24 protein-coding genes and 1 other RNA gene are annotated in these 25347 nt (G+C 74.0%); 9 read left to right on the forward strand and 16 right to left on the reverse strand.

Features of this window, described 5'->3' with window-relative positions; translation table 11 throughout:
- Positions 1-74 precede the first annotated feature (74 nt).
- The 7 genes from ACLBXO_RS13375 to ACLBXO_RS13405 all read right to left on the reverse strand — a co-directional run bounded on the left by ACLBXO_RS13375 (position 75) and on the right by ACLBXO_RS13405 (position 4924).
- A complete protein-coding gene (locus tag ACLBXO_RS13375) occupies positions 75-527 on the reverse strand; it encodes a methyl-accepting chemotaxis protein (protein WP_447685654.1) in 453 nt (150 codons plus the stop codon).
- A gap of 278 nt (positions 528-805) precedes the next feature.
- The gene (locus tag ACLBXO_RS13380) at positions 806-1819 is read right to left on the reverse strand and encodes a peptidoglycan -binding protein (protein ID WP_447685655.1); all 1014 of its coding nucleotides are present in this window, start codon (positions 1817-1819) and stop codon (positions 806-808) included.
- Positions 1819-2808 (reverse strand): flagellar motor protein MotA, encoded by a 990-nt coding sequence (locus ACLBXO_RS13385; protein ID WP_331312882.1) that lies wholly within the window; start codon positions 2806-2808, stop codon positions 1819-1821. The genes ACLBXO_RS13380 and ACLBXO_RS13385 overlap by 1 nt, the downstream gene beginning before the upstream one ends.
- A gap of 206 nt (positions 2809-3014) precedes the next feature.
- A complete protein-coding gene (locus tag ACLBXO_RS13390) occupies positions 3015-3833 on the reverse strand; it encodes a TIGR00282 family metallophosphoesterase (RefSeq protein ID WP_331312883.1) in 819 nt (272 codons plus the stop codon).
- Positions 3834-3836: 3 nt separating this feature from the next.
- Entirely contained in the window at positions 3837-4454 is a 618-nt protein-coding gene (locus tag ACLBXO_RS13395; RefSeq protein WP_447685656.1) for a 5-formyltetrahydrofolate cyclo-ligase, read from the reverse strand.
- A non-coding RNA gene (gene ssrS, locus ACLBXO_RS13400) (6S RNA) lies at positions 4444-4600 on the reverse strand. The genes ACLBXO_RS13395 and ssrS overlap by 11 nt, the downstream gene beginning before the upstream one ends.
- A gap of 69 nt (positions 4601-4669) precedes the next feature.
- Positions 4670-4924 (reverse strand): hypothetical protein, encoded by a 255-nt coding sequence (locus ACLBXO_RS13405; protein WP_447685657.1) that lies wholly within the window; start codon positions 4922-4924, stop codon positions 4670-4672.
- Between the two features lie 432 nt (positions 4925-5356).
- Between ACLBXO_RS13405 and ACLBXO_RS13410 the strand changes: the two genes are divergently transcribed.
- Both ACLBXO_RS13410 and ACLBXO_RS13415 read left to right on the forward strand, forming a co-directional pair.
- Positions 5357-7462, forward strand: a complete 2106-nt coding sequence (locus ACLBXO_RS13410) for a GumC family protein (protein ID WP_331312888.1) — start codon at positions 5357-5359, stop codon at positions 7460-7462.
- On the forward strand, positions 7459-8757 hold the full coding sequence (locus ACLBXO_RS13415; protein WP_447685658.1) for a VpsF family polysaccharide biosynthesis protein: 1299 nt from the start codon (positions 7459-7461) through the stop codon (positions 8755-8757). The genes ACLBXO_RS13410 and ACLBXO_RS13415 overlap by 4 nt, the downstream gene beginning before the upstream one ends.
- Positions 8758-8791: 34 nt before the next feature.
- Here the strand turns inward: ACLBXO_RS13415 and ACLBXO_RS13420 are convergent, their stop codons facing one another.
- Entirely contained in the window at positions 8792-10036 is a 1245-nt protein-coding gene (locus tag ACLBXO_RS13420) for a glycoside hydrolase family 5 protein (protein WP_447685659.1), read from the reverse strand.
- Positions 10030-11214: a DUF1972 domain-containing protein gene (locus tag ACLBXO_RS13425; RefSeq protein ID WP_447685660.1), complete on the reverse strand. Its 1185-nt coding sequence runs from the start codon at positions 11212-11214 to the stop codon at positions 10030-10032. The genes ACLBXO_RS13420 and ACLBXO_RS13425 overlap by 7 nt, the downstream gene beginning before the upstream one ends.
- A 106-nt stretch (positions 11215-11320) precedes the next feature.
- Between ACLBXO_RS13425 and ACLBXO_RS13430 the strand changes: the two genes are divergently transcribed.
- Together ACLBXO_RS13430 and ACLBXO_RS13435 are read left to right on the forward strand one after the other, a co-directional pair.
- Entirely contained in the window at positions 11321-12580 is a 1260-nt protein-coding gene (locus ACLBXO_RS13430) for a glycosyltransferase family 4 protein (protein ID WP_331312917.1), read from the forward strand.
- A gap of 324 nt (positions 12581-12904) precedes the next feature.
- Positions 12905-13903, forward strand: a complete 999-nt coding sequence (locus ACLBXO_RS13435) for a lipid II:glycine glycyltransferase FemX (RefSeq protein WP_447685661.1) — start codon at positions 12905-12907, stop codon at positions 13901-13903.
- Between the two features lie 16 nt (positions 13904-13919).
- On the opposite strand, the gene ACLBXO_RS13440 is transcribed toward ACLBXO_RS13435, so the two are convergent.
- A complete protein-coding gene (locus ACLBXO_RS13440; RefSeq protein WP_447685662.1) occupies positions 13920-15134 on the reverse strand; it encodes a hypothetical protein in 1215 nt (404 codons plus the stop codon).
- Positions 15135-15363: 229 nt separating this feature from the next.
- Positions 15364-16506: an aminotransferase class V-fold PLP-dependent enzyme gene (locus ACLBXO_RS13445; RefSeq protein ID WP_447685663.1), complete on the reverse strand. Its 1143-nt coding sequence runs from the start codon at positions 16504-16506 to the stop codon at positions 15364-15366.
- Positions 16507-16649: 143 nt separating this feature from the next.
- Between ACLBXO_RS13445 and ACLBXO_RS13450 the strand changes: the two genes are divergently transcribed.
- Together ACLBXO_RS13450 and ACLBXO_RS13455 are read left to right on the forward strand one after the other, a co-directional pair.
- Positions 16650-17900: a molybdopterin molybdotransferase MoeA gene (locus tag ACLBXO_RS13450; protein WP_447685664.1), complete on the forward strand. Its 1251-nt coding sequence runs from the start codon at positions 16650-16652 to the stop codon at positions 17898-17900.
- Between the two features lie 66 nt (positions 17901-17966).
- Positions 17967-18839 (forward strand): 4-(cytidine 5'-diphospho)-2-C-methyl-D-erythritol kinase, encoded by an 873-nt coding sequence (locus ACLBXO_RS13455; protein WP_447685665.1) that lies wholly within the window; start codon positions 17967-17969, stop codon positions 18837-18839.
- 19 nt (positions 18840-18858) lie between these two features.
- Here the strand turns inward: ACLBXO_RS13455 and ACLBXO_RS13460 are convergent, their stop codons facing one another.
- Both ACLBXO_RS13460 and ACLBXO_RS13465 read right to left on the reverse strand, forming a co-directional pair.
- The gene (locus tag ACLBXO_RS13460) at positions 18859-19338 is read right to left on the reverse strand and encodes a hypothetical protein (protein ID WP_447685666.1); all 480 of its coding nucleotides are present in this window, start codon (positions 19336-19338) and stop codon (positions 18859-18861) included.
- Positions 19335-21152: a chloride channel protein gene (locus ACLBXO_RS13465; protein ID WP_447685667.1), complete on the reverse strand. Its 1818-nt coding sequence runs from the start codon at positions 21150-21152 to the stop codon at positions 19335-19337. Before ACLBXO_RS13465 ends, ACLBXO_RS13460 begins: the two co-directional genes overlap by 4 nt.
- A gap of 134 nt (positions 21153-21286) precedes the next feature.
- On the opposite strand from ACLBXO_RS13465, the gene ACLBXO_RS13470 reads away from it, so the two are divergent.
- Positions 21287-21715, forward strand: a complete 429-nt coding sequence (locus ACLBXO_RS13470) for a MarR family winged helix-turn-helix transcriptional regulator (protein ID WP_331312923.1) — start codon at positions 21287-21289, stop codon at positions 21713-21715.
- Positions 21716-21783: 68 nt separating this feature from the next.
- Here the strand turns inward: ACLBXO_RS13470 and ACLBXO_RS13475 are convergent, their stop codons facing one another.
- Positions 21784-22803, reverse strand: coding sequence for a polyprenyl synthetase family protein (locus ACLBXO_RS13475; protein WP_331312924.1), 1020 nt, complete (start codon positions 22801-22803; stop codon positions 21784-21786).
- Between the two features lie 168 nt (positions 22804-22971).
- Here ACLBXO_RS13475 and ACLBXO_RS13480 point away from each other — a divergent pair, with 168 nt between their 5' ends.
- Together ACLBXO_RS13480 and ACLBXO_RS13485 are read left to right on the forward strand one after the other, a co-directional pair.
- The gene (locus ACLBXO_RS13480) at positions 22972-23196 is read left to right on the forward strand and encodes a putative signal transducing protein (RefSeq protein WP_331312925.1); all 225 of its coding nucleotides are present in this window, start codon (positions 22972-22974) and stop codon (positions 23194-23196) included.
- A complete protein-coding gene (locus tag ACLBXO_RS13485; protein WP_447685668.1) occupies positions 23193-23951 on the forward strand; it encodes a tRNA1(Val) (adenine(37)-N6)-methyltransferase in 759 nt (252 codons plus the stop codon). Before ACLBXO_RS13480 ends, ACLBXO_RS13485 begins: the two co-directional genes overlap by 4 nt.
- Positions 23952-23960: 9 nt before the next feature.
- Here ACLBXO_RS13485 and ACLBXO_RS13490 read toward each other — a convergent pair whose 3' ends face one another.
- Both ACLBXO_RS13490 and ACLBXO_RS13495 read right to left on the reverse strand, forming a co-directional pair.
- Positions 23961-24272, reverse strand: coding sequence for a hypothetical protein (locus ACLBXO_RS13490; protein WP_331312926.1), 312 nt, complete (start codon positions 24270-24272; stop codon positions 23961-23963).
- A gap of 29 nt (positions 24273-24301) precedes the next feature.
- On the reverse strand, positions 24302-24976 hold the full coding sequence (locus tag ACLBXO_RS13495) for a hypothetical protein (protein WP_056531636.1): 675 nt from the start codon (positions 24974-24976) through the stop codon (positions 24302-24304).
- Between the last annotated feature and the right edge of the window lie 371 nt (positions 24977-25347).

Below are 25347 nucleotides of genomic sequence, written 5' to 3' on the forward strand. Positions count from 1 at the left end.
CGCCCCGATCCGCCCGGAGCCGCCCGGGGCGGCGCCCGTCCGCGCGACGGATCGCCGGCGCGGGGTGCGCGGCCTCAATGCGCGGACGCGGCCTCGCGCTGCCCCCGGGTCGCGGTATCCTGTGCCCGCTCCGCCGCGGCCTGGATCTGGCCGACCTGGGCCACGATCGTGTCGGTCGCCCGCACCATCTGTCCGGCCAGGTCCCTGACCTCCGCGGCCGCGGCCGCGAAGCCCCGGCCCTCCCCGCCGTCGCGGGCCGCCTCGATCGCGGCCCGGAGCGCCATCAGGCTGGTCTGACCGGCGATACCGGCCAGGAGACCGGTCGCCGCGTCGGCAGCCGCCGCGGCCGAAGCCGCGTCGCACGCGACCGGCGCGCCCGCGCGCAGGCTCGTCAGCCCGGCCTCGAACACCCGCACGGCCGCGGCGATCGCGCTGGCCTCGTCCCGCGGCGCGCCGGCGACGGGCGCCCGGGGGTGATCGTCGGCACCGGGCCGAACCGGGTTCAGGGACAGGCTGAGCTTCGACATCGGTACGGTCTCCCTGGATCGGCCGCACCATGAAGCGTCAAGGATAACGATGCGTTAATCCAGCAGAGCTGCGGTGCGCGCAGGAGAAATCGACTCCCACCGGGGGAAATTCGGCCTCTCTCTTCCGAATTCTAGCGGCCGGAGCTTCCGCAATACGATCGGATGCTGGCCTGATCGGTGCGAGCACCCGTAAAGACGGCGTGAAATCGCCGCGACACTGGCTACCGGACCCGGCTCTGCGCCGCCACCCCCTGTGGCGCCGCGACGACCCGACGGCCCTAACGCTCGGTCAGCTTCATCTCGATCCGGCGGTTGCGGGCGTAGGCATCCTCGGTCGCCCCCGCCTCGAGCGGCTGGAACTCGCCGAAGGCCCCCGCCAGGAGGTGCTGCGGCGGGATCCCCTTGCCGGCGAGGAACTGCACCACCGCGATGGCGCGCGCCGCCGAGAGGGACCAGTTCGACGGGAACTGCGACGTGCTGATCGGGCGCGCGTCGGTGTGCCCGTCGACGCGGAGCACCCAGGGCAGGTCCGCCGGGATCTGCTTGGCAAGCTCCGAGACCGCGCCGGCGATGCGGTCGAGCTCCGGCCCGGCCTCGGGCTTGAGCGTGGCGGAGCCGGCCGGGAACAGCACCTCGGACTGAAGCACGAAGCGATCGCCGACCACGCGGATGTCGGGCCGGTTGCCGAGGATCTGCCGCAGGCGGCCGAAGAAGTCGGACCGGTAGCGGGCCAGTTCCTGAACCTTCTGCGCGAGGGCGACGTTCAGCCGGCTGCCGAGCTCGGCGATCCGGGCCTGGGATTCCTTGTCACGGCTCTCGGAGGCCGCGAGGGCGTCCTCCAGGGCCGCGAGCTGGCGGCGCATGGCGCTGATCTGCTCGTTGAGCAGGTCGATCTGGGACTGCGCCCGCCGGGTCGCGCCGCGCTCGGTCTCCAGCTGCTTGTCGAGGGTGCCCGCCGCGCCCTGGCTGACCGTCGCGGCCTCGGCCTGAACCTTGGCCCGGTCGCGCTCGGCCTCGACGCCGGCGAGCGTCGTGCGCAGGTTGCGCACCTCGTCTTCCTGATTGCGGCGGTTCGTCCGCTCCAGGGCCAGGAGATCGGTGAGGTCGGCGATCTGGCGGTTGAGCTTGGCCAGGGTCTCGTCCCGGCCGGTCAGCTCCTGCGACAGGAAGAACTGCCCGACGACGAAGACGGTGAGCAGGAAGACCACAGACAGCAGCAGCGTGGCCAGCGCGTCGACGTAGCCGGGCCAGACGTTGACCGTCCGCCGGGTCCGGGTCGCCGTGGACGCCACTAGACGCGCTCCCGGCCCAGCCGGTCGAGCACCTGCTTCAGCTCGCGCTCGCGACTCGCCTGCGCCTCGACCCAGTCGCGGATCATCTGCTGCTCGGCGCGCATGTGCTGGACGAGGCCCTGGATGCCCTCGGCGAGGTTGGTCATCGCCTGGGTCGCCGCGCGGCTGCCGCCGCCCTCGGCCACCAGGGCGCTCAGGCGGTCGACCGCCTCCTTCAGCTCCTGCGTGCCGGCAGCCGGCCGCGCCGCGGTCGCCGCCGCAGCGACCGGCGCCGTCTCCGGGGCTGCCGCGCCGGACATCAACCAGTCCTGCAACTCGTTGTGGAAACGGGCATGGGCCTGGCCCGCCTGCAGTTCCAGGAAGCCGGTGATCAGCGACGAGGCGAGGCCGAACAGCGAGGCCGAGAAGGCCAGACCGATGCCCGAGAGCGGGACCGCGAGGCCCGATTTCAGCTCGTCGAACATCACGCCGGCATCGCCGCCGCCGCGCATCCCCTTGATGACGCCGCCGACCGCCGACAGCGTGTCGATGAGGCCCCAGAAGGTGCCGAGCAGGCCGAGCAGGATCAGGATCCCGGCGATGTAGCGCAGGATCTCGCGACCCTCGTCGAGGCGCACCGCGATCGTGTCGAGATAGCCGGTCGTGCCCGGCAGGGTGGCCCCGCCGGCCCGCGCGGCGATCATCGGTGCCATCGGCGCCAGCAGGGCGGGCGGCTTCTTCACCTGTGCGCCGTTGGCGACGGCATTGACGTAGGCGGTCTCGCGGAACAGCCTGACGACCTGCCCGAAAGCGATCAGGACGGCGATCAGCAGCACACCGAGGATGAGGCCGTTGAGACCGGGATTGGCCAGGAAGGCCGGTGTGATCTGCCGGAACAGAATGAAGGCCAGGAAGCCTACAAGGATCAGGAAGATGACCATCCGCCCGAGATAGATCCCGGGCTGTGCCAGCGGCCCATTCCTGTCGTCGCCGGTTTCTCGGGCGGCCATCGATCGTTCTAGCCTGATCTCACCACGCGGCAGCCGGCCATCGGCGCCCCTCGGGGGCACTGTGGGGGTAGGCCCGCACGCGATCAAGTCTCGGGAAGGTCACCGCGGAGCTATGCCCAGGCCGATCGAGACCAGTCCCGCACAAAAGGCTTAGCGGCCCGCGACCCACGTACGCCAAAGCGGCATCCACCGGGCCGAACAGGGCCCTAATCCCAGAAGTGCGGCGCGGTCTCCTCGAGATTCGGGCCCAGGCGGAGCGCCGCCACCCGCGTGGCGAGGCCGCGCGCGTCCGTCTCCACCGCGATCCCGCACAGGGTGCCCTCGCCGACGGCGACCTCCCAGCGGGAGCCCGGCGTCTTCTGGATCATGCGGCGGATCGGCTCGTCCTTCTGCATGCCGATCACCGAATCGTAGTCGCCGCACATGCCGGCATCCGACATGTAGGCCGTGCCGCCGGGCAGGATCCGGTGATCCGCCGTGGGCGTGTGCGTGTGCGTCCCGACGACGAGGCTCGCCCGGCCGTCGAGATAGTGGCCGAAAGCCTGCTTCTCGCTCGTCGCCTCGGCGTGGACGTCGACGATGACCGCGTCCGCCGCCGCGCCGAGGGGGCAGGCGGTGAGCTCGCGCTCCACCGCCGCGAAGGGGTCGTCCATCGCGTCGAGGAAGACGCGGCCCATGACGTTGACCACGAGCACGCGGGCGCCGCCCTGGGTCTCCACGACCGTGGCGCCGCGGCCCGGCGTGCCGGGCGGATAGTTCGCGGGCCGCACCAGGCGCGGCTGGCGGGCGATGAACACCATCGCCTCGCGCTGGTCGAAACTGTGGTTGCCGAGGGTGACCGCGTCGGCGCCGGCCTGGATCAGCTCGTCGCAGATGCCCTCGGAGATGCCGAAGCCGCCGGCCGCGTTCTCGCCGTTGACCACCACGCAGTCGAGGCGCCAGCGCTCGCGGAGCCGTGGCAGCTGCTCGCACACCACCGTGCGGCCCGAGCGCCCGACGACGTCGCCGAGGAAGAGCAGGCGCATGAGTCAGGCGGTCCTGTCGCAGCGGATCACGCCGGCTTCGGTGATCACGTACTGGAGAGGGCGGTCGTGCGGCTCGGCCGGCACCCGCTCCACCTCCTGGGCGGCGAAGCCGATGCCGACGGTCAGGACGGGGCTCGTCCGGGACAGGCGTGCGATCGCGCCGTCGTAGTAGCCGCGGCCGTACCCGATGCGCTGCCCGGTCCGGTCGAAGGCGGCGAGCGGCACGATCAGCGCGTCGGGCTCCACCGGCGGCAGCGACGGGTCTGGCTCGCTGAGGCCGAACCGGCCGGCGACGAGGGCGTCGCCCGCGCGCCATTCGCGGAACAGCAGGCCGTCCGGCGTGACGTGCGGCAGGGCCACCGCCTGGCCGCGGGCGCGCAGGCCCTCGGCGGCAGGCCGCGGATCGACCTCGCTGCGGATCGGCCAGAAGGCGCCTACCAGACGGGCCCGGGCCAGCTCGGGCAGCGCGAGGAGCGCGTCCCCGATCGCCGCCGAGGCCGCCTGCCGGGCCGCCGCATCGAGGCCGTCGCGGGCGGCGAGGGCCGCGGCGCGGAGCTCCGCCTTGCGGGCGGCGTCCGGCGCCTCTGTGCCGGTTCGGGGAGAAGTCGGGTGCGGAGCCACGTGAGCCGTTGGAGGATCGATCCCGGGAAACCTACAGCGTAGGTGGGCGCCGTGTTGGCCAGGTCCAGGGACGAGGCCAGGGACAGCTCCCGAGGGAGTCGATAAGGCCCCGGGGATAGTGCTCCTGACGAACTCTGCAGCCCCGCCCCCATCATGTAGCGGTCCCGGCGCGTTCCCGCCAGGGCCGGGCGTCGCAAAATCCGCGGGCCGCGCCGTCAGGCCGGCCCGCCCGCCTCGTCGGTGGTCCCGGCGGCCCGCGCCCGGGCCACCGCCAGGATCTCGCTGCGGCCCTCCGGATCGGCGATCGCCTGCCACAGGCCGATCAGCTCGCTGAGCTCGGCCAGCGGGCGCGGTGCCGGTGCTCCGAAGAAGGCGGCGATCGGGACGCCGGTCGCGGCAGCGATCCGGCGCAGGCGGGCGCTGGCGCCGCGCCGGCCGCCACCCCGGTCCTCGACGCTGATCGCTTCCATGGCAGAGCACCCGATATAAAGTAGAGGCCGCAGCCTGGAGCGATTGTTACGTCTCGTGAGGACCAATACAATTTATCCGATCGGACAATAGAGCAGCCTGAAGGCGTTATCCACGCCAATGACAGTCGGCATCCGTCGAGGCCGGGCTCGGCGAGGCGCGCGGGACATCCGGACGGGCCCTCGGCCGGTCTCCGCGATGCGGCGACGCGTCCGCGCCGCGCGCCGCCGACATGCTGTAGCAACACCGGAACCGCGATGACGGCGGTGCGTGCGGCCGCGCGCCGCGCGGAGATCATATACCACGCTCCCAGTCATCCGGGCCGCCGCGGCGCGGATCGCGGTCCCGATACATTGTCAGCAGGCTGCGCGACTCTTGCAGTAGAGAGGGCACCCGCGAGGGACCGACCAGGATTGAGACGACGGTGACCGATCGTGGCACAGATCGACCATAACATCGCTGTCGCGACGTGGCTCGGCCCCGTGCAGCCGGCGCATCCCGAGCGTCCGGGCCCGAACCGACCCGACACCTCCGCCGAGCTGGGCGACCTGTGGCGGATCCTGTGGCGGCGCAAGCGGCTGGTCCTCGGGACGGCGCTGCTGCTCGGCCTGCTCGCCCTCGCCTACGCGCTGATCACGCCCTCCCTCTACACCGCCACGGCGCAGATCCTGATCGACCCCCGCGACCGCCAGGTCGTCTCGAACGACGTCAACCCCGCAGGGCTGTCGCCGGACGGCGGCATCGCCCAGGTCGAGAGCCAGGTGAAGGTGATCGAGTCGGACGCCGTGCTGGGGCGGGCGGTCGATCAGGTCGGGCTCGCGACCACGCCGGGCTTCGGCACGCCGCGGGACGGCGTCGTCACGCGAGCCCTCGGCGAGCTCCGCGCGCTGGTGGCCGGGCCGAGGGCGGAGCGGCCCGTCGACGCCCGCGGCCGGGCGCTGGACCAGCTGCGGCGGCGGCTCGCGGTCAAGCGCGCCGACAAGGTCTTCGTCATCGATCTCGTGGTCACCACGACGGATCCCGACCTCTCGGCGCGGATCGTCAACGCCATCGCGAGCGCCTACCTGACGGACCAGACCGACGCCCGCTCGGACGCCGCCAAGCGCGCCGCGGGCGAGCTGCGCGGCCGCCTCGACGAGCTACGCAGCGCGGTCAACGCCGCCGACAAGAAGCTCGAGGATTACAAGGCGCGCAACGGCCTGATCGCGTCGAGCGGCCGGCTGGTGAACGAGCAGCAGCTCACCGACCTGAACGCGCGGCTGGTCGCCGCGCGGGCGCGGACCGCCGACGCCAAGGCGCGGCTTCAGGGGATCCGGGAGGCGCGCGGGCAGGCGATCGGGTCCGGGGCGATGCCGGAGGCGGTCCAGTCCTCGGTGATCGAGCGCCTGCGCGGGCAGTACGCGGAGCTCGCCGCCAAGGAGGCGGACCTGCGCACCAATCTCGGCGAGCGCCACCCGTTCATCGCCGCGGTGCGCGCCCAGATGCAGGACGTCCGCCGGCTGATCGACGCCGAGCTGAACCGCATCGCGGGCGCCGCCGAGACCGAGGCCCAGCGCGCCCAGGCCAACGAGCGGACCCTCGCGGCGGAGCTGGAGCGCCTGCAGCGGCAGTCGGCGGTGAACGCCCAGTCGTCGGTGCAGCAGCGCGAGCTCGAGCGCGAGGTCGACGCGGCGCGCTCGGTCTACAACGCCTTCCTGGTGCGCGCCCGGGAGATCAAGGAGCAGACCAGCATCGACAGCTCGAACGCCCGGATCATCACCGCGGCGCGGCCGCCGCAGGATCCGAGCTGGCCGCCGCGGCTGATCCTGGTCGCCGCCGCCCTCGCGGGCGGCCTCGGCCTCGGCGCCGGCCTCGCGCTGACGCGGGAATACCTCGCGCCGACCGTGCTCTCGCCGCGGCAGCTGGAGCGGCTGTCACACGCCCCGGTCGTGGCCGTGCTGCCCGGCCTGCGGCCGCGGGGCGCGAGCGCGACCGCCGCGAGCGTCACCCTCGACCACTTGGCCGCGACCTCCGGCACCCGCGGCCACGCGCTGGCGCTGCTCGTCACCTCGGGCGAATCCGACGAGGCGGAGCGGCAGGCGGTGATCGGGCTGCTCGCCGCGGTGGCCGTCGCGCGGGGCGACCGGGTCCTGCGCGTCGACGCCGACCTTCGGGCGGACGGCTCCGGCGCCGGCGGCCTGCTCGACGTGCTCCGGGGCGAGCAGAGCCTCAACGCGGTGACCCGGACGGACCCGGCCTCCGGCGCCCGTCGGATCGGGCTCGGCGACACCGAGAAGCCCCTGCGCGACGCTCTGACGCCCGCCAATGTCGAGCGCTTCATCGCCGGCGTGAAGGGACGCTTCGACCTCGTGCTCGTCGACGGCGGCGTGCTGACCGAGAACCTGCGCCTCGGGCCCCTGGCGGCCGCCGCCGACCGGCTGCTGCTCGTCGCCTGCAACGGTGCGACGCGCCAGCGCGACCTGATCGATCTCGTCGACACGTCGGAGGCGCTGGGCCGGCCGATCTCGGGCTCCCTGCTCCTCACCCGGCGCGAGGCGTGAGGACCGTCCGGCAGACCGGCTTCGCGCGCCGCCACGATCCGGCGGCGCGCACGGGTCCGGTGCTGCGCGCCCTGCTGCGGGCGGAATCGATGGCGCTGTCGGTCTGGGCCCTGCTCCTCGTCGGGGTCTCGGGCGGCCTCCTGTGGGTGCTGGGCCTCAATTACGAGGGGATCACCGGCTCGGCCGCCTCGAAGATCCACCCTGCCACCTACCTGGCGGTCGTCCTGATCGGCTGGACCCTGGTGCGCGCGGGCAATCCGGTGATCCCGGTGGCCGGAGCGCTCAACCGGCGGCCGGCCAGCGTGCTCCTGGCCGCCTGCGGCGTGCTGCTCCTCGCGCTGATCGCGGCCCGGGGCGGTGCCGGCCTAGCCGGCTCCATCGACACCTTCGTGCTCGCCGGGCTCGTCCCGATCCTCCTGATGGACCGGGACGCCGCAACGCTCGGGCGGCTGGAGACGATCTTCCACCTCGTTATGCTCGCCAACGCCCTGCTCGGCCTGTTCGAGCTCGCGAGCGGCCAGCGCTTCTTCCCCTACCGGTTCGACGGCGTGGCGTTCGAGTCCGACACCCGCTCGGCGGCGCTCCAGGGCCACCCGCTGGCCAACGCGACCATGACGGCGTGCTACATCCTGGCGCTGGCCAAGGGCGGCGGCCGCCTGGCGCCGATGCCGCGCGCCGCCATGATCGTCCTCCAGCTCGTCGCCCTGGTCACGTTCGGGGGCCGCTCGGCCACGGTCACGACGCTGATCCTCGGCGGCGCCGTCGGGCTCGTGGGCCTGAACCGCACCCTGCGCACCGGCCGCGTCCCGCTGGCGGCGGCGGCCTGCGCGTGCTTCGCCCTGACCCTGCTGCCCGTGCTGGTCGCCGTCCTCGCCGCGGCCGGGTTCTTCGACACGCTGCTGGACCGGTTCGTCTCGGACGGCGGCAGCGCGCAGGCCCGGGTCGACATGCTCACGGTGTTCGACGCGATCCCGTTCCGGCAGCTCCTGCTCGCCCCCGACTTCCTGCAGGTGAACACGCTGCGGCGGATCTACGGCCTGGAATGGGGCATCGAGAACTCGATCATCTCGGCCGTGCTCTACCACGGCATCCTGGTCACGGCGGTGCTGGTAATCGCGGTGGGGCTCTACCTCGCGGAGATCGCGCGGGATTGCCGGCGGGGCGTCTGGCTGCCGATCCTGGCCTTCGTGATCCTCGTGAACACGTTCGAGGGCCTCGCCGGCAAGACGACCCTGCTCGCCAAGTTCGCCCTGATGCTCATCGTCCTGTTCCCGCCTCTGCCGCGCCGCGGCTGAGAGCGGGCGGGCGAGGGCCCGATCGTCGGCGCTCTCACGGCCGAGTCCGCAGCCCGAGCGCCGCGATCAGGGCAGGATCGGCGACGTGCGCGTCGTCCATGAGGCCGAGGCCGTCGAACAGGTTCCAGAACGACCACGCGAACCCGTTCGCCTCGGCCGCGAGCCGCACGTCCCGGATGTAGGCGGCCCGGTCCGGCGCCCGGGACGCCGTGAACCGGGCATCGGTGCGCAGGGCCCCGAACTCGCCCATGAGCACCTGCCCCCGCGGGATCCCGCAGAGGTCCGCCCAGGTCGCCACCGGCGCCATCGCGTCGGCGACGTAGGCCGGACCGGGCGCGGCCTCGAAATATTCGTGCAGCTTCGCCTCGATCACCGCGCGGTCGCGCGCCTTCTCGGCTTGCGGCACCGTGCGATCGGCCTCCATGCGCGCCCGCACCGCCGCCAGGGTCTCGCGCAGCGTGCCGCGGCTCCCGGGCCAGGGCACGGCGGTGAGCCAGCGGTAGAACGGCTCCTCGGTGAGCCAGGTCGCCCCCTGGTGGGAGAACAGGTACGGCTCGTAGAAGTGGAACGTGTAGAGAAGCGGCGCGAACCGCGCGAGCGCGGCCGGATCCAGAGCCGTCAGGCCGGCGACGAGGCTGCCGCAGGAACCGGTCGCCACGAGGGTGAGCGCCGGCGCGGCCGCTCGGGCCGCCGCCAGGAGCCCGTCCTGCACCCGGTTCCAGGCGCCCGCACCGCAGGCCTGCGGCGGCTCGTTGACCGGCTCCAGGGCCACGCGGTCCGTGCCCTTCCGCGCGCACAGGCGCGCGAGGTCACCGACGAGATCGCGAGAGGCGGCGAGGAGCGGCGCCCGGTCCGAGCCGTAGAACGCGTCCGGCGTGTAATGGTGGGTCGCGGCGTTCGCCTGGACATTGACCAGGACGCGCAGACCGGCGGCCAGCGCCGCGTCGACGGCCGCCGACAGCGTACCGAGGAGTTCGGCGCGCCGCGACCCCGTGAAGGCCACGAACGGCCCGGGATCGAGGGGCAGCCGCACGAAGTCGAAGCCGAACCCGGCGATCCGGGTGAGGTCGTCGCGGGTCGGCACCGGCCGGTCGGCCTGGAAGGGCGGCCACGCGTAGTCGGTCCGCGGGGGCGGGTACTCGGTGGTCAGCGAGAACCAGGGCCAGAGGGCGATACCCCGACGCAGGGCGATCGGCGCGGGACTGCCCTGGACGGGTCGGACGCCCGCACCTGCCGCGAACGCGCCGGCGAGCACCGACCGCCGGCTGGGGCCTACCATCGGGGATCGGCCGTGGTGCTGACCGGCGCGCCCGCGGTGTCACGCCCCGCGCCGTCCGCGGCCGGCGGGTAGCCGCCGACACGGCGCAGCGCGTCCTCGTAGGCGGCCAGCACGGCGTCCCAGTGGAACTGCTCGGCGCGCGCCCGCGCCGCCGCGCGGGCCGCCGCGACCGCGGCCGCGTCGGAGAGCACGCGCTCGATCGCCGCCGCGCAGCTGTCCGGATCCGAGAAATAGAACTGCGCGTCCCCGGCCGTGCCCCGGTTGAACGGATTGTCGTGGGCGACTACGGCGTTGCCCGCCCAGAGCGCCTCGACCAGCGACGGGTTGGTGCCGCCTACCGTGTGGCCGTGGAGATAGGCCCGCGCGTGGACCCGCAGGGCCTGGACCTGCTCGGGCTCGTAGATGGCGCCGGGGAACAGCACCTCCGGCGAGGCGGCCGCCTCCACGGCGCGATGGTACGGGTTGCCGACCCGCAGCGTGCCGAGCACCACCAGCCGCACGCCGCGGGCACGGCGCGAGAAGGCCTCGACGAGCGTCAGGATGTTGTTGTCCGGCTCGATGCGGGCGATCGAGATGAGGTAGCGGTCCGGCGCGAGGCCGAGGGGCGGCGGCCCGACATCCGCGGCCGGGGGATCGCCGCCGTACGGGATGGTGGCGATGGCGCCGCGCGGCCTGCGACGCGCGAGGTGATCGGCGATGACCGGGTGGTCGGCCACCAGGCGCTGCGAGGACCACGCGGCGATCCACTCGCTGACGTAGAAGAAGGCGCGCACGGGCAGCGACCATTTCGGCCGGCGCCACTCGATCCCGTCCATGTTGGTCAGGATGCGCCGGCCCCGCGCCCGCAGGTAGGGCAGGAACACGGCGCCGTTGTAGCCGAGCACGAGGCAGACGCCCCCGCGAGTCCCGGCATCGTGGGCGCAGATCGCGTCGAAGGCGAGTGTCGCCGCGGGGCCGCGCAGGCCGATCTCCACGGTGATCCGTTCGACGCCGTTCCAGGTGCTGCAGGCGATGCGCTCCCGCACCGTCTCGACATCCCGCTGGCAGTACACGCCGACCTGCCAGCCGCGCCCGGCCAAGTAGAGTGCGAGACGTTCCGCGAAAGTCTCGAAACCACCGTGGGCGGCCGGGATCCCGCGCGTGCCGAGAATAAGTAGTTTCGGTGCGCGGTCAGGCATGAACCTTCCTTCCCAATCCTTCGGCCCTATTGTAAACCCGAAGGATACAATCGCAGCGCCCACAGACTACAACTGCTAGTTGTTTATTCGATACAGAAATCATCTTATGGTAGATAGTTCGAGACTTGCGGCGGCGCGCGACAGCGATCGTGCTGCGGCCCCCGCGCCGCGGGCCATCGGCAACGCCGCGGCGGGGCTTCGGATCACGTGCGTCCACCAGGGATTCGAGCTGTACGGCTCGGATCGCTGCTTCATCGAGACCGTCCGCACGATCCGGGCCGCCCATCCGGGCGCGCGGATCGACGTCGTGCTGCCGCGGCACGGGCCGATCGTGGCCGCTCTCGCGCCGTTCGCCAGCGACATCGTGATCGCGCCCCTCTGGATCCTGCGGCGCAAGAACCTGGCGTGCCTCGCAACCCTCGGCCTGATGGCCCTGCCCATCGCGATGTTCCGTGCATGGCGCCGCATCCGCGCGAGCGACCTCGTCTACATCAACACCACCGTGGTGGCCGACTACCTGCTGGCCGCCCGCCTGGCGCCGGGTCGGAGCATCGTCCACGTCCACGAGATCCCCGAAGGCGCTGTGCTGAGGGTCCTGCGCGGGCTGATCCGCTGGAGCGGCGCCAACGTGGTGTTCAACTCGCGCGCCACCGAGCGGGCCTACGCCCTGCCCCCCGGCTCGACAGCCCGGGTCGTCTACAATGGGATCGCGGGTCCCGACGAGCCCAATCGGAGCGCCTACGACGGCGGCCGCCCGCTCCGGGTGCTGATGCTCGGCCGGATCAGCCGGATCAAGGGGCAGGACGTCCTCGTGGAGGCCCTGGCCTCCCTGCCGGAGCCCGTCCGTCGGCGGATCGCGCTGCGCATCGTGGGGAGCGCCTTCGAGGACGAGGCCCGCGAGCAGGCCCTGGTCAGGCGGATCGCCGAGGCGGGGCTCGCCGCGCAGGTCACGCTCGAGCCGTTCGTCGCCGATCCCGCCTCCCTCTACCGCTGGGCCGACGTGGTCACGATGCCGTCGCAGCGGCCCGAATCCCTCGGCCGCGTGGCGATCGAGGCGATGTCCTACGGCGTGCCGCCGCTCGTCACGGCGATCGGCGGCCTGCCCGAGGTGGTCGAGGACGGGAAGACCGGCTGGATCGTCCCGCCGGGCGGCCCGGAGCCGATCGCCGCCGTGCTGGCGGATCTGGTCGCGGACCCGGCGCGCTGGCGCGAGTTCGGCCGGGCGGCCCGGGCGCGCTACCTGAGCCTGTTCTCGGAGGCCTCGGCCGCGGAGGGCATCGAGGCCATGGTCCGGACCACGCTGCGCCGTCCGCCGGCGACGGACCCGTCGCGCGCCGCGGAGGCGCCGGCGCGACCGGCCGCCTAGGAATCCCGTCGGTGACAGCCGGACCGGCGTCGGTCCGGACCGGGCGCCGGCCGTGGACGCGGTTGCCCGGGGCGAGACCGGTGTGACCTTCCGAGTGCCCGCGGTCCGTGGCCAAGCGCCGCGGCCGAGCGTGCCGCAGGCACCGCGCGGCGACCGGCCCGGGCGCGTCCCCTCATCGACGCAGCGGGCACAGACCCGCTCGGCCTCCGTCACCCTGTGGACGATCGGCTCCGCGAGGATGCAAAGCGGGCGCGCCTGACCGATGAGGCGTGCGGCCCGCGACACCCTGCCCGGGCCGGGCGAGGAGCGAGGACGGGGAGCGACATGGCGGCCAAGCTCGCAGTTCAGGAGACTGCGGATGCCCTGGACTGGGACCGGCGGGTCTGGGCCTGCCCGGGCGCCAACATCTACTGCGCCACGCCCTGGGGCACCTACAAGGCGCGGCGCGGCCTGGAGGTGCGGCGCGCGGTCGTGTCCGGCGACGGCGCGGACCTCGCCTTCGTCCAGTGGCAGACGCGCCGCAGAGGGCCGGCGCGGTTCATCCACGTCCAGGGCGGCCCGCTGCTGACCGCCGCGGGCGCGCATCGCGCGGAGGCGGTGTTCGGCGCGTTCATCGACCACCTCGCGCTCGGCCGGCTCGACCTCCTCGCCGTCGACTACGAGCAGTTCGAGAGCCGCGACGCGACGCTGGCGCTGCTGATGCACGGCTTCGCACCGGTGATCGGCGCGCCCGACCACACCCTCGAGCTCGACCTGACCCAGGACCTCGACGCCATCCAGGCCGGCATGGAGCCGCGCTGGCGCAAGGCCCTGCGGAAGGCCGAGCGCAACGCCGAGGTGACGACGCATTTCCTCGAGGACAGGGCCGAGCGCCTCGAGGCCTTCGATGATTTCACCGCGATGTTCGCGGCCCTGCGCGAGCGCAAGGGCTTCGCCACGACGCTGCAGCCGCAGGCCTACCGCGACATCGCGGCCGAGGACGATCACCTGCTGTTCCTCGACGTCCGCGAGAACGGCCAGCGCGTCCTCGTCCGGATCGCGCACCTGTCGGACAGCCGCTGCACGGATTTCTACACGGCCTCGAACGAGCGGGCCCGGGCGACGGGTGCCGCGACCCTCGCTGTCTGGCGCTTCGTGGAGCGGGCGAAGCAAGAGGGCTGCCGGGTCTTCGATTTCGGCGGCATCGATCCGGCGGCGAACCGGCCCGTCTTCGAGTTCAAGCGCGGCCTGTGCACCGACGTGGTCCAGCACGACCCGCTCTGGGTCTACAGCAGGACGCCCGCGCTGCGGAAGCTCGCGCCGGCCCTGCTCGCCCTGCGCTGAGAGTCGGGCGCTCCGGTCACCGGGCGCCGAGGGGCCGTGCCAGGGTCCGGAACGCCGAGACCGACCAGACCAGCGTCGCGATCTCGGAGGCCAGCAGGCCCAGGAGCGCGGTGGCGGGCGGCAGCAGCAGCAGCGCCGGCACCATCACGGCCATCCCGAGGGCGGCGCTCGCCACCGCCCCCGCCGTGATGGTCCGGAACGCCGCCGAGGCCTCGAGATAGGCGCGCGGGATCGCGTAGAGCAGCGACACGGTCACCACCGCCCAGACGCCGAGTCCGATTAAGCCCATCGGCTGCGCGGCGAACCGACCCTTGAACAGGATGTCCTCGACCAGCGGCAAGACGGCCGCCATCACCGCCCCGTAGGCGAGGCAGCCGCCGCCGAGGAGGATCCCGTTGCGGACGACGAGCCGGCGGGCGGCGTCCACCTGCCCGGCCGCGAGCAGCCGGCTGATCTCCGGCAGGATCATGTTGAGCAGCGCGCTCGCCGGGATGCGCAGCGGCGCGTAGAGCACGATCGTGGCGGCGATCGGCGCGTAGGCGGCGGGTCCGGCCAGGAGCGCCAGCAGCAGGGTCAGGCCCTGTCCCTGGACCGTCAGGCTGGTGACGCCGGCGAGCGACCACGCCAGGGTCCGCCAGATCGCCCGGTAGCGGGCGCGCGCCCGCGCGTGCAGCGCGAAGCGGATCCGCTCGCGCAGCGCCGCGTAGGCCACGGCGATCGCGACCGCGTGGGCGAGCGCGATCGCCGCGAAGGCCCGGTCGAGAAGGGCCGTGCCCTCGCCGGTCAGCCAGCGCGCGACGAGGAGACCGCCGCAGACCGCGTAGACGAGATCGCTCAGGCCGGCGATCCGGGGCCGGCCGCGGGCGAGGAGCACGATCCGCAGGTAGCTGCGGAAGGCGTAGAGGCCCACGAAGGCCCCGGCCGCGAGGGCGCCGAGGCCGATCACCGGGATCAGGGCGACGCCGACGCCGGCCGCCATGAGGCCGGAGACCAGCACCGCGCCCGAGCCGAACATCACGTCGTAGCCGAGCGCCGCCGGCCGCCCCAGGCTCCGGGCGACGTGGATCGTCGCCGGGACCGCCACCAGGGCCCGGATGTAGGTGATGCCGACGGCCCCGACCGCGAAAACGATGGCGAACAGGCCGTAATCGTGCGCGCCGAGCGCGCGCACCAGCAGGATGTTGAGGAGGAAGTGGAACAGGCTCTGGGTCAGCTCGCCCGACAGGATCACGGCGAACCGCCCCGATAAGATGGCGCGGATCGGTCCGGGCAGACGGAGGCGGCCGGCGCCCAAGAGCCGATCGCCGGAACGCGGCATCGAGTCGGTCATGTGGGGGTGGACGGTCTCCGTGTCGGCGCGCTGCCGTGCCTGTTCACCGGCGCCGGGAACCGACCGGCAACGCAGCATCCTCGTTCCTCCGGCCGGGCACGCATGCCGGAGCGTCCGTTTCCGGACGGTCTCAGGTGATCCCCCGGACGGCCTCGGACAGTGCGGCAAGGCAGCGCGCGAGGTCGTCCCCGTCCGTCCACACGTGCGGGCTGATGCGCAGGGCGCCGGAACGCTCGCTCACGTAGACCCGGTCCCGCTGCAGGCGATCGACCAGGCCCGTCGGCAGGCCCGCGGGCGGCCGCAGACCCAGGACGTGGGGCGCCCGCAGGGACCGCGGCATCGGCGTGAGGCCGAGGTCGGCGGCCCCGTCCGCCAAGCGGTCCGTCAGCCCCCGCAGCCGGGCGGCGACCGCCGGCACGCCCCACGCGGCGATCTGCTCCAGCCCGGTCACCGCCATGAACAGCGCGACCGGATCGTTGAGCTCGCCCCTGTCGTAGCGGCGCGCGCCGACGGCCGGCGGCCGGTTCCCGATATTCTCCTCGATGGCCGCACCGTCCTGCCGGTGCGGCGCGGCGTACAGGAAGGCGAGACCGTAGGGTCCGAGGGCCCATTTGTAGGTGGGGAAGGCCAGGAAATCCGGGCGCCACCGGGCGACGTCGACCGGCACGGCGCCCGCGGCCTGCGTGGCGTCGATCACCAGGGCCGCGCCGGCGGCGTGGACCATGGGGGCGAGCCGATCGAGGTCGATCAGGCCGCCGTCGGTCCAGTGCAGCGGGGTCAGGGTAGCGAGGGCGAGCGGCGGCGCACCCGGACGGGCGATCGCGGCCGCGACCGCCGCGGTCCAGTCGCCGTCCGAGGGGCGCGGGACCTCCTCCACCACCAGACCCTGCCGGTCGGCCAGCCGGTCGAAGGCGAAGCGCAGGGACGGGAACTCGTCGGCCACGCGGAGCAGGCGCCCACCAGGCCCGAGGCTCAGGTTGCGGGCGGCCACCGCCATGGCATGGCTGACCGCGCCGACGATCGCGATCTCGTCCGCGCCCGCTCCGATCAGCCGGGCGGCCGCAGCGCGCGCCCGCTCGGCCCAGGCCGGCACCGCCGTGCGCGGATGGTCCCAGGGACGGCTCTTCACCAGGATCCCCGCCTCGCCCGCCGCGCGCACGGCCCGCGGCAGCGGCGACCACGCGGCGGCGTCGAGGTAGCAGACGTCGGCGGGCATCTCGAAGAGGTGGCGCTGGCACGGCAGCGCCGCGGCGACGGATTCGGTGAACGCCATGATGCCCGGGAGCCTAGAGGATCGGATCCGCCAGGACTACGGCCCGGGCTTGATCGCGCGGCGCCGATGCCGCAAGTCGGCGCGTCACACTCCGCGAGGCCGCCCGTGCCGACCCGCTCGCCCCAGTCCGATCCGGCAGCGCCATGGGCCGCCTGAGCCCCGACTGCTTCGACGCCGCCCCCGCGCCGATGCGGGTCGCCGACGCGGTGGCGCTGATCCGGGCGCGACTCCCGGTCCTGTCCGGCACCGAGACGGTCGCGCTCGCGGAAGCGGACGGCCGGGTCCTCGCGGACGATGTGATCGCGCCCCTCGACCTGCCGCCCTTCGACAACGCCGCGGTGGACGGCTACGCCCTGCGCGCCGCCGATCTCGCGGCCGGCGGCGCGACGCGCTTGCCCGTCGGCGGACGCGTTCCGGCGGGCCACCCGGCGGCCGATCCCGGTCCGGGCGCGGCCGTGCGCATCTTCACCGGGGCGCCGATGCCCGCCGGGACCGACACCGTCGTCATGCAGGAGGACGTGCGGGTCGACGGCGGCACCGTCATCCTGCCCGAAGGGTTGGCGCCGGGCGCCAACCGGCGGCGGGCCGGCGAGGACGTGGCCCGCGGCAGCACGGCGCTCCGCGCCGGGACGCGCCTCGGGCCGCAGCACCTCGCGCTCGCGGCCGCCTGCGGCCTGCCCGCGCTGCCCCTGCGGACGCCCCTGACGGTCGCGCTGTTCTCGACCGGCGACGAGCTGACGCCGCCCGGTCGGCCCCTGTCGCCGGCCGGGATCTTCGACGCCAACCGGCCGATGCTCGCCGCGCTCCTGAGACGTCTCGGCGCCGTCCCGGTCGATCTCGGCATCCTGCGCGACGAGCCTGGGCCTCTGCGGGCCCGCATGGCGGAGGCGGCGGCGTCCCACGACCTGATCCTGACCTCGGGCGGCGTCTCGGTCGGCGAGGAGGACCATGTCCGCGCGGCGGTCGAGGCCTCGGGGGGGCTGAGCTTCTGGCGGTTGGCGATCAAGCCCGGGCGGCCGGTCGCGCTCGGAACCGTGACCGGCACGCCCTTCGTCGGGCTGCCGGGCAACCCGGCCGCCGCCTACGTGACCGCCCTGGCGGTGCTCCGTCCCCTGGTGCTCCATCTCTCCGGCGCGCGCGACACGGCGCCCGAACTGGCGATCCGCAGCGGCTTCGCCCGCGCGAAGCGCCCCGGCCGGCGCGAGTACCTGCGCGTCTGCCTGCGGGCCGGCCCGGACGGCCTGCCCGAGGCCGTGCCGGCGCCCGGCGGCGCCCTGTCGAGTCTCGCGGGCAGCGACGGGCTGGTGGAACTCGCCGAGGACCTGACCGCCATCCGCCCGGGCGACGCCCTGCCCTATCGGCCGCACGGGGTGTTCGGCGCGGCCGGCAGCTGAGCTGTTGTTCCGGGCCGCGAGCCTGTAGAGCCTCGGGACACATCGCCACGACCCGACCGAGACCCCGTGACCCTGCTCGCCGATCGCGCCCCCGCCAAGGTCAACCTGACGCTCCACGTGCTCGGCCGCCGCGTCGGTGACGGCTACCACGTGCTCGAGAGCCTCGTCGCCTTCGCGGGCACCGCCGACCGCCTGACGCTGGATCCCGCCGCCCCGCTGGGCCTGACGGTCAGCGGCCCCACCGCCGGCCCCGCCGGCCCGACGGACGACAACCTCGTCCTGCGGGCCGCCCGGGGGCTCGCCGCCCGGGTGCCGGGCCTGCGCGCGGGTGCCTTCCACTTGGTGAAGCGCCTGCCGGTCGCGGCGGGGATCGGCGGCGGCTCCTCGGACGCCGCCGCGGCCCTGCGCCTGCTGGCGCGCCTCAACGGGCTGCCCCTCGACCACGAGGCCGTCGGCGCGGTGGCGCGGGAGACGGGTGCCGACGTGCCGGTCTGCCTCGACCCGCGGGCCCGGATGATGCGCGGCGCGGGCGAGGCCATCGGTCCGGCCCTCGGGCTCGAACCGCTGCCGGCGGTGCTGATCAATCCCGGCGTTCCGGTGCCCACCGCCCCGGTCTTCAAGGCGCTGGGCCTGAGCGTCGGCCAGGATCTCGCGGGCGCGCCGCATCCGACGATCCCGCGGGCCGCGGCCACCGACCCGCTGCTCCAGGCCCTGGCCGGGGCCCGCAACGATCTGGAAGCCCCGGCCCTGACCGTGGCGCCGGTGATCGGCGATGCGCTCGCTGCGCTCCGCGCCCAGGGCTGCCGCCTCGCCCGGATGTCGGGCTCCGGCGCGACCGTGTTCGCGCTGTTCGCCGACCGGCGCGCGGCCGTCCGGGCCGCCGCTTCCCTGCGCGCCGCCCATCCGGGATGGTGGGTGGCGTCGACCTTCCTGCGCTGAGCCGGCCCGCGGGCGGCGCTCAGCCGGGCCCCGCCTCGTAGACCGCCACGACGCCGCCCGCCTCCGGCACCATCACGCGCCAGCGGCGCGCCCGCGGCAGGTCGCCGGGATCGATCGCGCTGGCCCGACCGCTCCCGACCTCGAAGGTCGCGAGCCGGCCGTCCCGGTCGCGTCCGCGCAGATACGCGCTGCCGTCACCCAGGTGGAGCGCGGCCGGCGTGGCGGTGAGGCCGGAGGCGATGTCGGCGAGGGCGCCGCTCGGCGCCAGGACGGCGCCCCGCAGCGCCAGCACGTCGGCCTCCGGGGTGATCTCGGACACGACCGGCAGGTGGCCGTCGACGGCGTGACGGCGGTTCAGCAGCAGGGCCTCCCGACGACCCTCGCGCAGGACCGCGAGGGCGAGGTCCGGCCCGGCCGCGCCGGCGATCAGGTAGCAGCTGCCCGGCGCGAGCCGATCGAGGCGGGCGGCCCGGCCGGGAAGGTGCGGACCCAGGGTCATGCGTCCATCCGTGCGCGCCGCTCACCCCGCCCCTTCCGGTAGTACGCGTGGCGCTCGGCTTCGGCCCGCACCACGGCGGCGCGCACCTGGAGCAGGTCCTTGCGCGTCAGCAGCCCGACGAGGCCGCCGGTGCGCGGATCGGTGACCGGCAGGCGCCCCTGCCCGGCCGAGAGCATCACGTCGAGGGCGTGCGAGACCACGTCGCCCGGATGGACGACGGCGAGATCGGCGTCCGAGACGCGCTCGCCGAGGGTGCCGTCCGCGACTTCGCCGTCGCGCTCCTCCAGGGTCCAGCGCAGGGCGTCGCTGCGCGAGACGAAGCCCACGGGCCGGCCCGCGCCGTCGATCACCGGGTAGGCGTGGTGGGCGCCGGTCTCGATCGCCGCGAGGGCCTCGGCGAGGGGCAGGCCCTCGTCCAGGGTCTCGACCGCGCGGGTCATCACCGCCTCGACCCGGGCGAGGTCGTAGGGGTCGATCCCGTATTCCCGGGTCACGTGCTGCCCGCGCCGGGCGATCTTCTCGGTCAGGATCGAGCGCTTGAGGAGGAGCACGGTCACTGCGTAGGCCGCCATGGTGGCCGCGAGCAGCGGCGCCAGGGCGGCGACGTCGCCGGTCACCTCGACGGCGAAGACGACGCCGGTCAACGGCGCAGGCAGGGTGCCGCCGAGCATCGCCGCCATGCCGACGAGGGCCCAGAAGCCGTGGGCGCCGGGCAGCAGGAGGCCGATCAGCCAGCCGACGGCGCCGCCGAGGATCAGCAGCGGCGCGAGCACGCCGCCGGACGTGCCAGACGACAGGGCGGCGAGCCAGATCACCGCCTTCACCACCAGGATCAGCGCCACGGCGCTCACCGGCATGTGGCCGGAGAGCAGGTCGTGGATGACGTCGTAGCCGACGCCGAGCGCCCGGGGCTCCACGAGGCCGCCCAGCCCGACCACGATCGCGCCGAGGGCGGGCCACCACATCCAGTGCAGGGGAAGCCGCCCGAAGCCGTCCTCCAGCGCGTAGAGCGCCCGGGTCAACGCGCCCGAGATCAGGCCGCAGGCGACGCCGAGCAGCGCGCAGGCCGGCAGCCCCCACCAGGGCAGCACCGGGTTGTCGGCGAAGGGGAAGAGCGGGCCGGCGCCGAACAGGGCCGGCCGCCAGCAGGCCGCCGTGACCGCCCCGACGGTCACCGGAACGAGGCTCCGCGGCCGCCACTCGAATAGCAGGACCTCCACGGCGAGCAGCACGGCCGCCACGGGCGTCCCGAAGATCGCGGTCATGCCGGCCGCCGCGCCCGCCACCAGCAGGGTCTTCCGCTCGGCTGCGCTCAGATGGAAGAACTGGGCGAAGAGCGAGCCGACCGCGCCGCCCGTCACGATGATCGGTCCCTCCGCCCCGAACGGGCCGCCGGTGCCGATCGCCACCGCCGAGGAGAGCGGCTTGAGCACGGCGACCTTGGGCGACATCCGGCTGCCGCCGATCAGGATCGCCTCCATCGCCTCCGGGATCCCGTGGCCGCGGATCTTCTCCGAGCCGTAGCGCGCCATGGCGCCGACGATCAGCGCCCCGATCACCGGGATCGCCACCATCCTGGGCCCGGGCGCGGCGTCGGCCAGGGTGGTCAAGGCGGTGTCGAGCCGGCCGTACCACGCGAGATTGGTCACGAGGCCGATCAGCGTGAGCAGGACCCAGGCGGTGCCGCTCGCGGCCGTCCCGGTGACGATGGCCAGGCCGGCCAGCGTCAGGACCCGCCGGTCCGCGCTGAAATCCCCCAGCGCCCGGCGCGGCGGCCTCTCCTCCCCGTGCCCGCTCTGCGTCCCGCCGCTCATCGAGGTCTCCCTTCCTCGAGACAACTTATGTCGTAATCCGATATATTTGACAACGGCCCGGCCGTTGCGGCCGGGGCGGGACTCTCGATACGACGCGGCGTCGACGGCTCGAGAGACTCACCACGGAGGCGATCATGGAGGCCGATGCCCCCGGACCGGCGGCGCTGTCGCGGGAGCAGTACGCGGCGCTGGCGGATTTCCGCTTCCGGCTCCGCCGCTTCCTGGCGTTCAGCGAGGCCGCGGCGGCCCGGGCGGGGCTGCCGCCGCAGCAGCATCAGGCCCTGCTGACGCTGGCGGGCCATGCCGGGCGCGCGCCGGCCACGGTCGGCCTGCTGGCCGAGCAGCTGCTGATCGCGCCCCACAGCGCCGCCGAGCTGGTGTCCCGCATGGTGGAGGCCGGCCTGCTGACCAAGACGCGCGCCGTCGAGGACAGGCGGCGGAGCGAGCTGTCGCTGACGCCGCGCGCCGAGGCGCTGCTGCGCACCCTGACGGACGCGCATCTCGCGGAGCTGCGCGACCTCGCCCCCGCCCTCGCCGAGGCCCTCGGGCCCGCGGCGCGCTGAGGCCGACGCGAGCCGTCAAGCCGGCGGAGGTCGATGGCCGTCGACGCGGGAGCCGAGAGCGCTCGCCCTCAGCGCGCCCGCGCCACGCAGAACTCCACGGCCCCGAGGAGCGCCGCCTTGACGGGCCCGTCCGGGAAGATGGCGAGGGCGGCCCTGGCCTCGGCTCCGTAATGGTGGGCGCGGGCCACAGTCTCCTCCAGGGCGCCGTGGCGCTGCAGGAGGTCGAGGGCGGTCTCCAGGTCGGTCTCGCCGATCTCGCCCTGCTGGAGGGTGCGACGCCAGAAGCCGCGCTCGCCCTCGCTGGCCCGGCGATAGGCCAGCACGATCGGCAGGGTGATCTTGCCCTCGCGGAAATCGTCGCCGACGTTCTTGCCGAGCTCCGCGGAGGTGCCGCCGTAATCGAGGACGTCGTCGATCAACTGGAAGGCGACGCCGAGATTCATCCCGTAGGATCGGGCGGCGGCCTGCTCGGCCTCCGGCCGGCCGGCGAGCACCGGCCCGACCTCGCAGGCGGCGGCGAACAGCTCGGCGGTCTTGCCGCGGATCACCGCGAGGTAGGCGGCCTCGTCGGTCTCCAGGTTCTTGGCGTTGGTGAGCTGCATCACCTCGCCCTCGGCGATCACCGTCGCGGCGGCCGAGAGAATGTCGAGCGCCCGCAGCGAGCCGACCTCCACCATCATCCGGAAGGCCTGGCCGAGCAGGAAGTCGCCGACCAGCACGGAGGCCTCGTTGCCCCACTTGATCCGGGCTGCGACGCGGCCGCGGCGCATGTCGCTCTCGTCGACCACGTCGTCGTGGAGGAGCGTCGCCGTGTGCATGAACTCGACGCTGGCGGCGAGCTTCACGTCGCCGTCGGTGGCGCCCGCGTAGCCGCAGAGCTGGGCGCAGGCCAGGGTCAGGATCGGGCGCAGGCGCTTGCCGCCGGAGGCGATCAGGTGGTTGGCGACCTCGGGGATCATCGCCACGTCCGATCCCGTCCGCGACAGGATCGTGGTGTTGACCCGCGCCATGCCGTCGGCCACCAGCGCGACGAGGTCGTTGAGCCCCGCCTCCGCCTCGGGCTTCGGATTCTCGATGGAGAGGGCCATACCCAAGATCCGTGACCTCCAGACCGGTCGCCCCGCAGGGGGCGGGCGATCCCTTCGCACGCGCCCCGCGGCGCCGCAACATCGTCGCCGACCGGATATGGGGTGTCGCCAGCGCGGATCTCGCGCGACGAAACCGCCGATCCCCGCCCGTTCCGGAGCCCAGCCGCGATGATCGAGCTGATCCGGGCCAACGACGTCGTGCTGATCGGGTTCGCCCGCTCGATCCTCGAGGCGGCCGAGATCCCGGTCCTCGTGGCCGACAGCCACATGAGCCTGATGGAGGGGTCGATCGGCGTCTTCGGCCAGCGCCTTCTCGTCCCGCGCGACCGCGAGGCGCAGGCCCGCCGCCTGCTGACGGATGCCGGCATCGCCCACGAGTTGCGCCAGCCGTGACGGCCGAGGCCGACGGCGGCGCCGATCGCTTCCTGGGCGGCCGCCTGCGCCTGCACCAGCCGCCGCGGGGAGCACACCGCGCCGGGACCGACGCGGTGCTGCTCGCGCGGCTGCTCACGCCGCGGGCCGGGGACCGGCTCTGCGACGTCGGCGCCGGGACCGGCGCCGTCGGCCTCGCCTGCGCGGCCCTGGTGCCGGGCCTCCGACCGACCCTGATCGAGCGCGACCCGACGCTCGCCGGGCTGGCCCGCGCCAACGCGGCCCTCAACGGCATCGAAGCGCAGATCGTGGTCGCCGACATGCTGGCCCCCGCGGCGGAACGCCGCGCCGCCGGTCTGCGTCCGGACAGTTTCGACGTGGTGCTGACCAACCCGCCATTCTTCGCCGCCGGTGGCCACCGCGCCTCGCCGCATCCGGGCCGCGCGGCCGCCCACACCTTCGCGGGCGGCGATCTCGACGCCTGGATCCGCGCCTGCACGGCGATCCTGCGGCCCGGCGGCCAGCTCGGCCTCATCCACCGGGCGGACGCCCTCCCGGCCTGCCTCGACGCCCTAGAGGGCCGCTACGGTGGGTTGACGATCCGCCCGGTCCATCCCCGCGGCGACGTGCCCGCGATCCGCGTGCTGATCGCGGCGACCCGCGGCAGCCGCGCGGTGCCGAGCCTGCTGCCGCCCCTGATCCTGCACGGCCCCGACGGCGCCTTCACCGACGAGGCCGGAGCGCTCCATCGCGGCGCGCCGTGGCCGGCGCCCTGAGAGCCCGTGTCACGCCGCGAGGGCGGCGGGCGCGGCGTCGCGGATCCCCAGGAACCGCTCGACCTCCGGAAGGTCCGGGAAGGCGAGGAATTCGGGGCGCAGCGGCTCGGGCAGCCCCTCGAAGTTGAGCCCCGGGAAGGTGTCGGGATGCGGGTAGAGCTGCCAGGCCGCGCCGGGCTCGACCGGGGGGAACAGGATCGCGACCTTCTCGGCGCCGAGGCGGACGATCCGCGTCGGGCTGTACGACAGGGTCTCGATGCTCCAGCCGCGGTGGGAGTCCCGGCGGGCCTTCATGGTGCGGCGGCTCGTCGCGCGATGCATGGCGGTCTCCTTCGGTGGGGTGAGCGGGATCAGGCGGCGCTGCGGCGTCCGGCGCGCTTCGGCCATCCGAGCGCTACGAGGCGGGCCTTGGCGTAGTCGCGCACCTCGTCGCGGGTGCCGGGCGGCATCGTCGCCAGGACGGCCTGGGTGGCGCCGTCCAGCATCAGGTCGGTGACCGCGTTGATGGTCTCGGCCTCGTCGATGCGGCGCTTGAGGTCGCCCTCGGCCTCGGTGACCTCGTCGAAGGCGGGCGCCTCCTCGAAATCCTCGTCGACGGCCCGGACCGGGACTTGGTGGGCCCGGAACTCGTCGGCCTCTTCCTCCGAGTAGACGAGGCCGTGCAGCTCGATGAGCTTGAGGATGACGCGGTCCTTCCCGCGCTTCTCGGCCATGGCGTAGACGTAGGCCGCCTGCTTGCCCGAGACGCGGTAGTTCACGTTGACCAGCGCCTCGCCCATGGACCACTCGACCCGCTCGGTGCCGGGCTTCGCGCCGGGCAGGCGGCCGGTCACCAGGATCACGGCCTCGTCGCGCTCGGCCCGGATGACGGTCGGCGGCTCGAACACGATGCCGGCCTGGGCGGCGATGCGCTCCAGGGTCTTGTGGTAGATGACGGCGGTCCCCTGGACGCGCCAGACATTGCCCCCGAAGGGTTCGCCGTAGCGGACGAGGATGTCGGCGATCTGCTTGTCGGCGGTTCGCATGGGGCGCTCGTTCCGAGAGGATGAGGTCGCGTCGTCCACAGCTATTATCGGGGACGCTCTTTCGTTCTCTTTTTGTTCACACCTATATGCGCAATCCGCCCGCGATGCGCAAGGTTCAGGGGTGAGAACCTGCGGCTCCGGAGGTGCGTCATCGTCGGACGCGTGCGGGCGCGGCGCGGCCCCCCTTCCGCACGGGAGAGGAGGCGCGTCGCGGACGTCTCAGGAAGACGGCCGGTTGTCGGCGCAGTCCACAGCAGCGCGTCGGATCCGACGCCGTCTCGGGTTCCAGCCCGGCGCACGATCCCGTTCCGGCGCCCCCGCCGCCTGCGCCGCCGACCCGCATTGTTGCTGCACCGCACCCTGGGCTAGAC

It is taken from the genome of Methylobacterium sp. C33D (genome assembly GCF_053345825.1).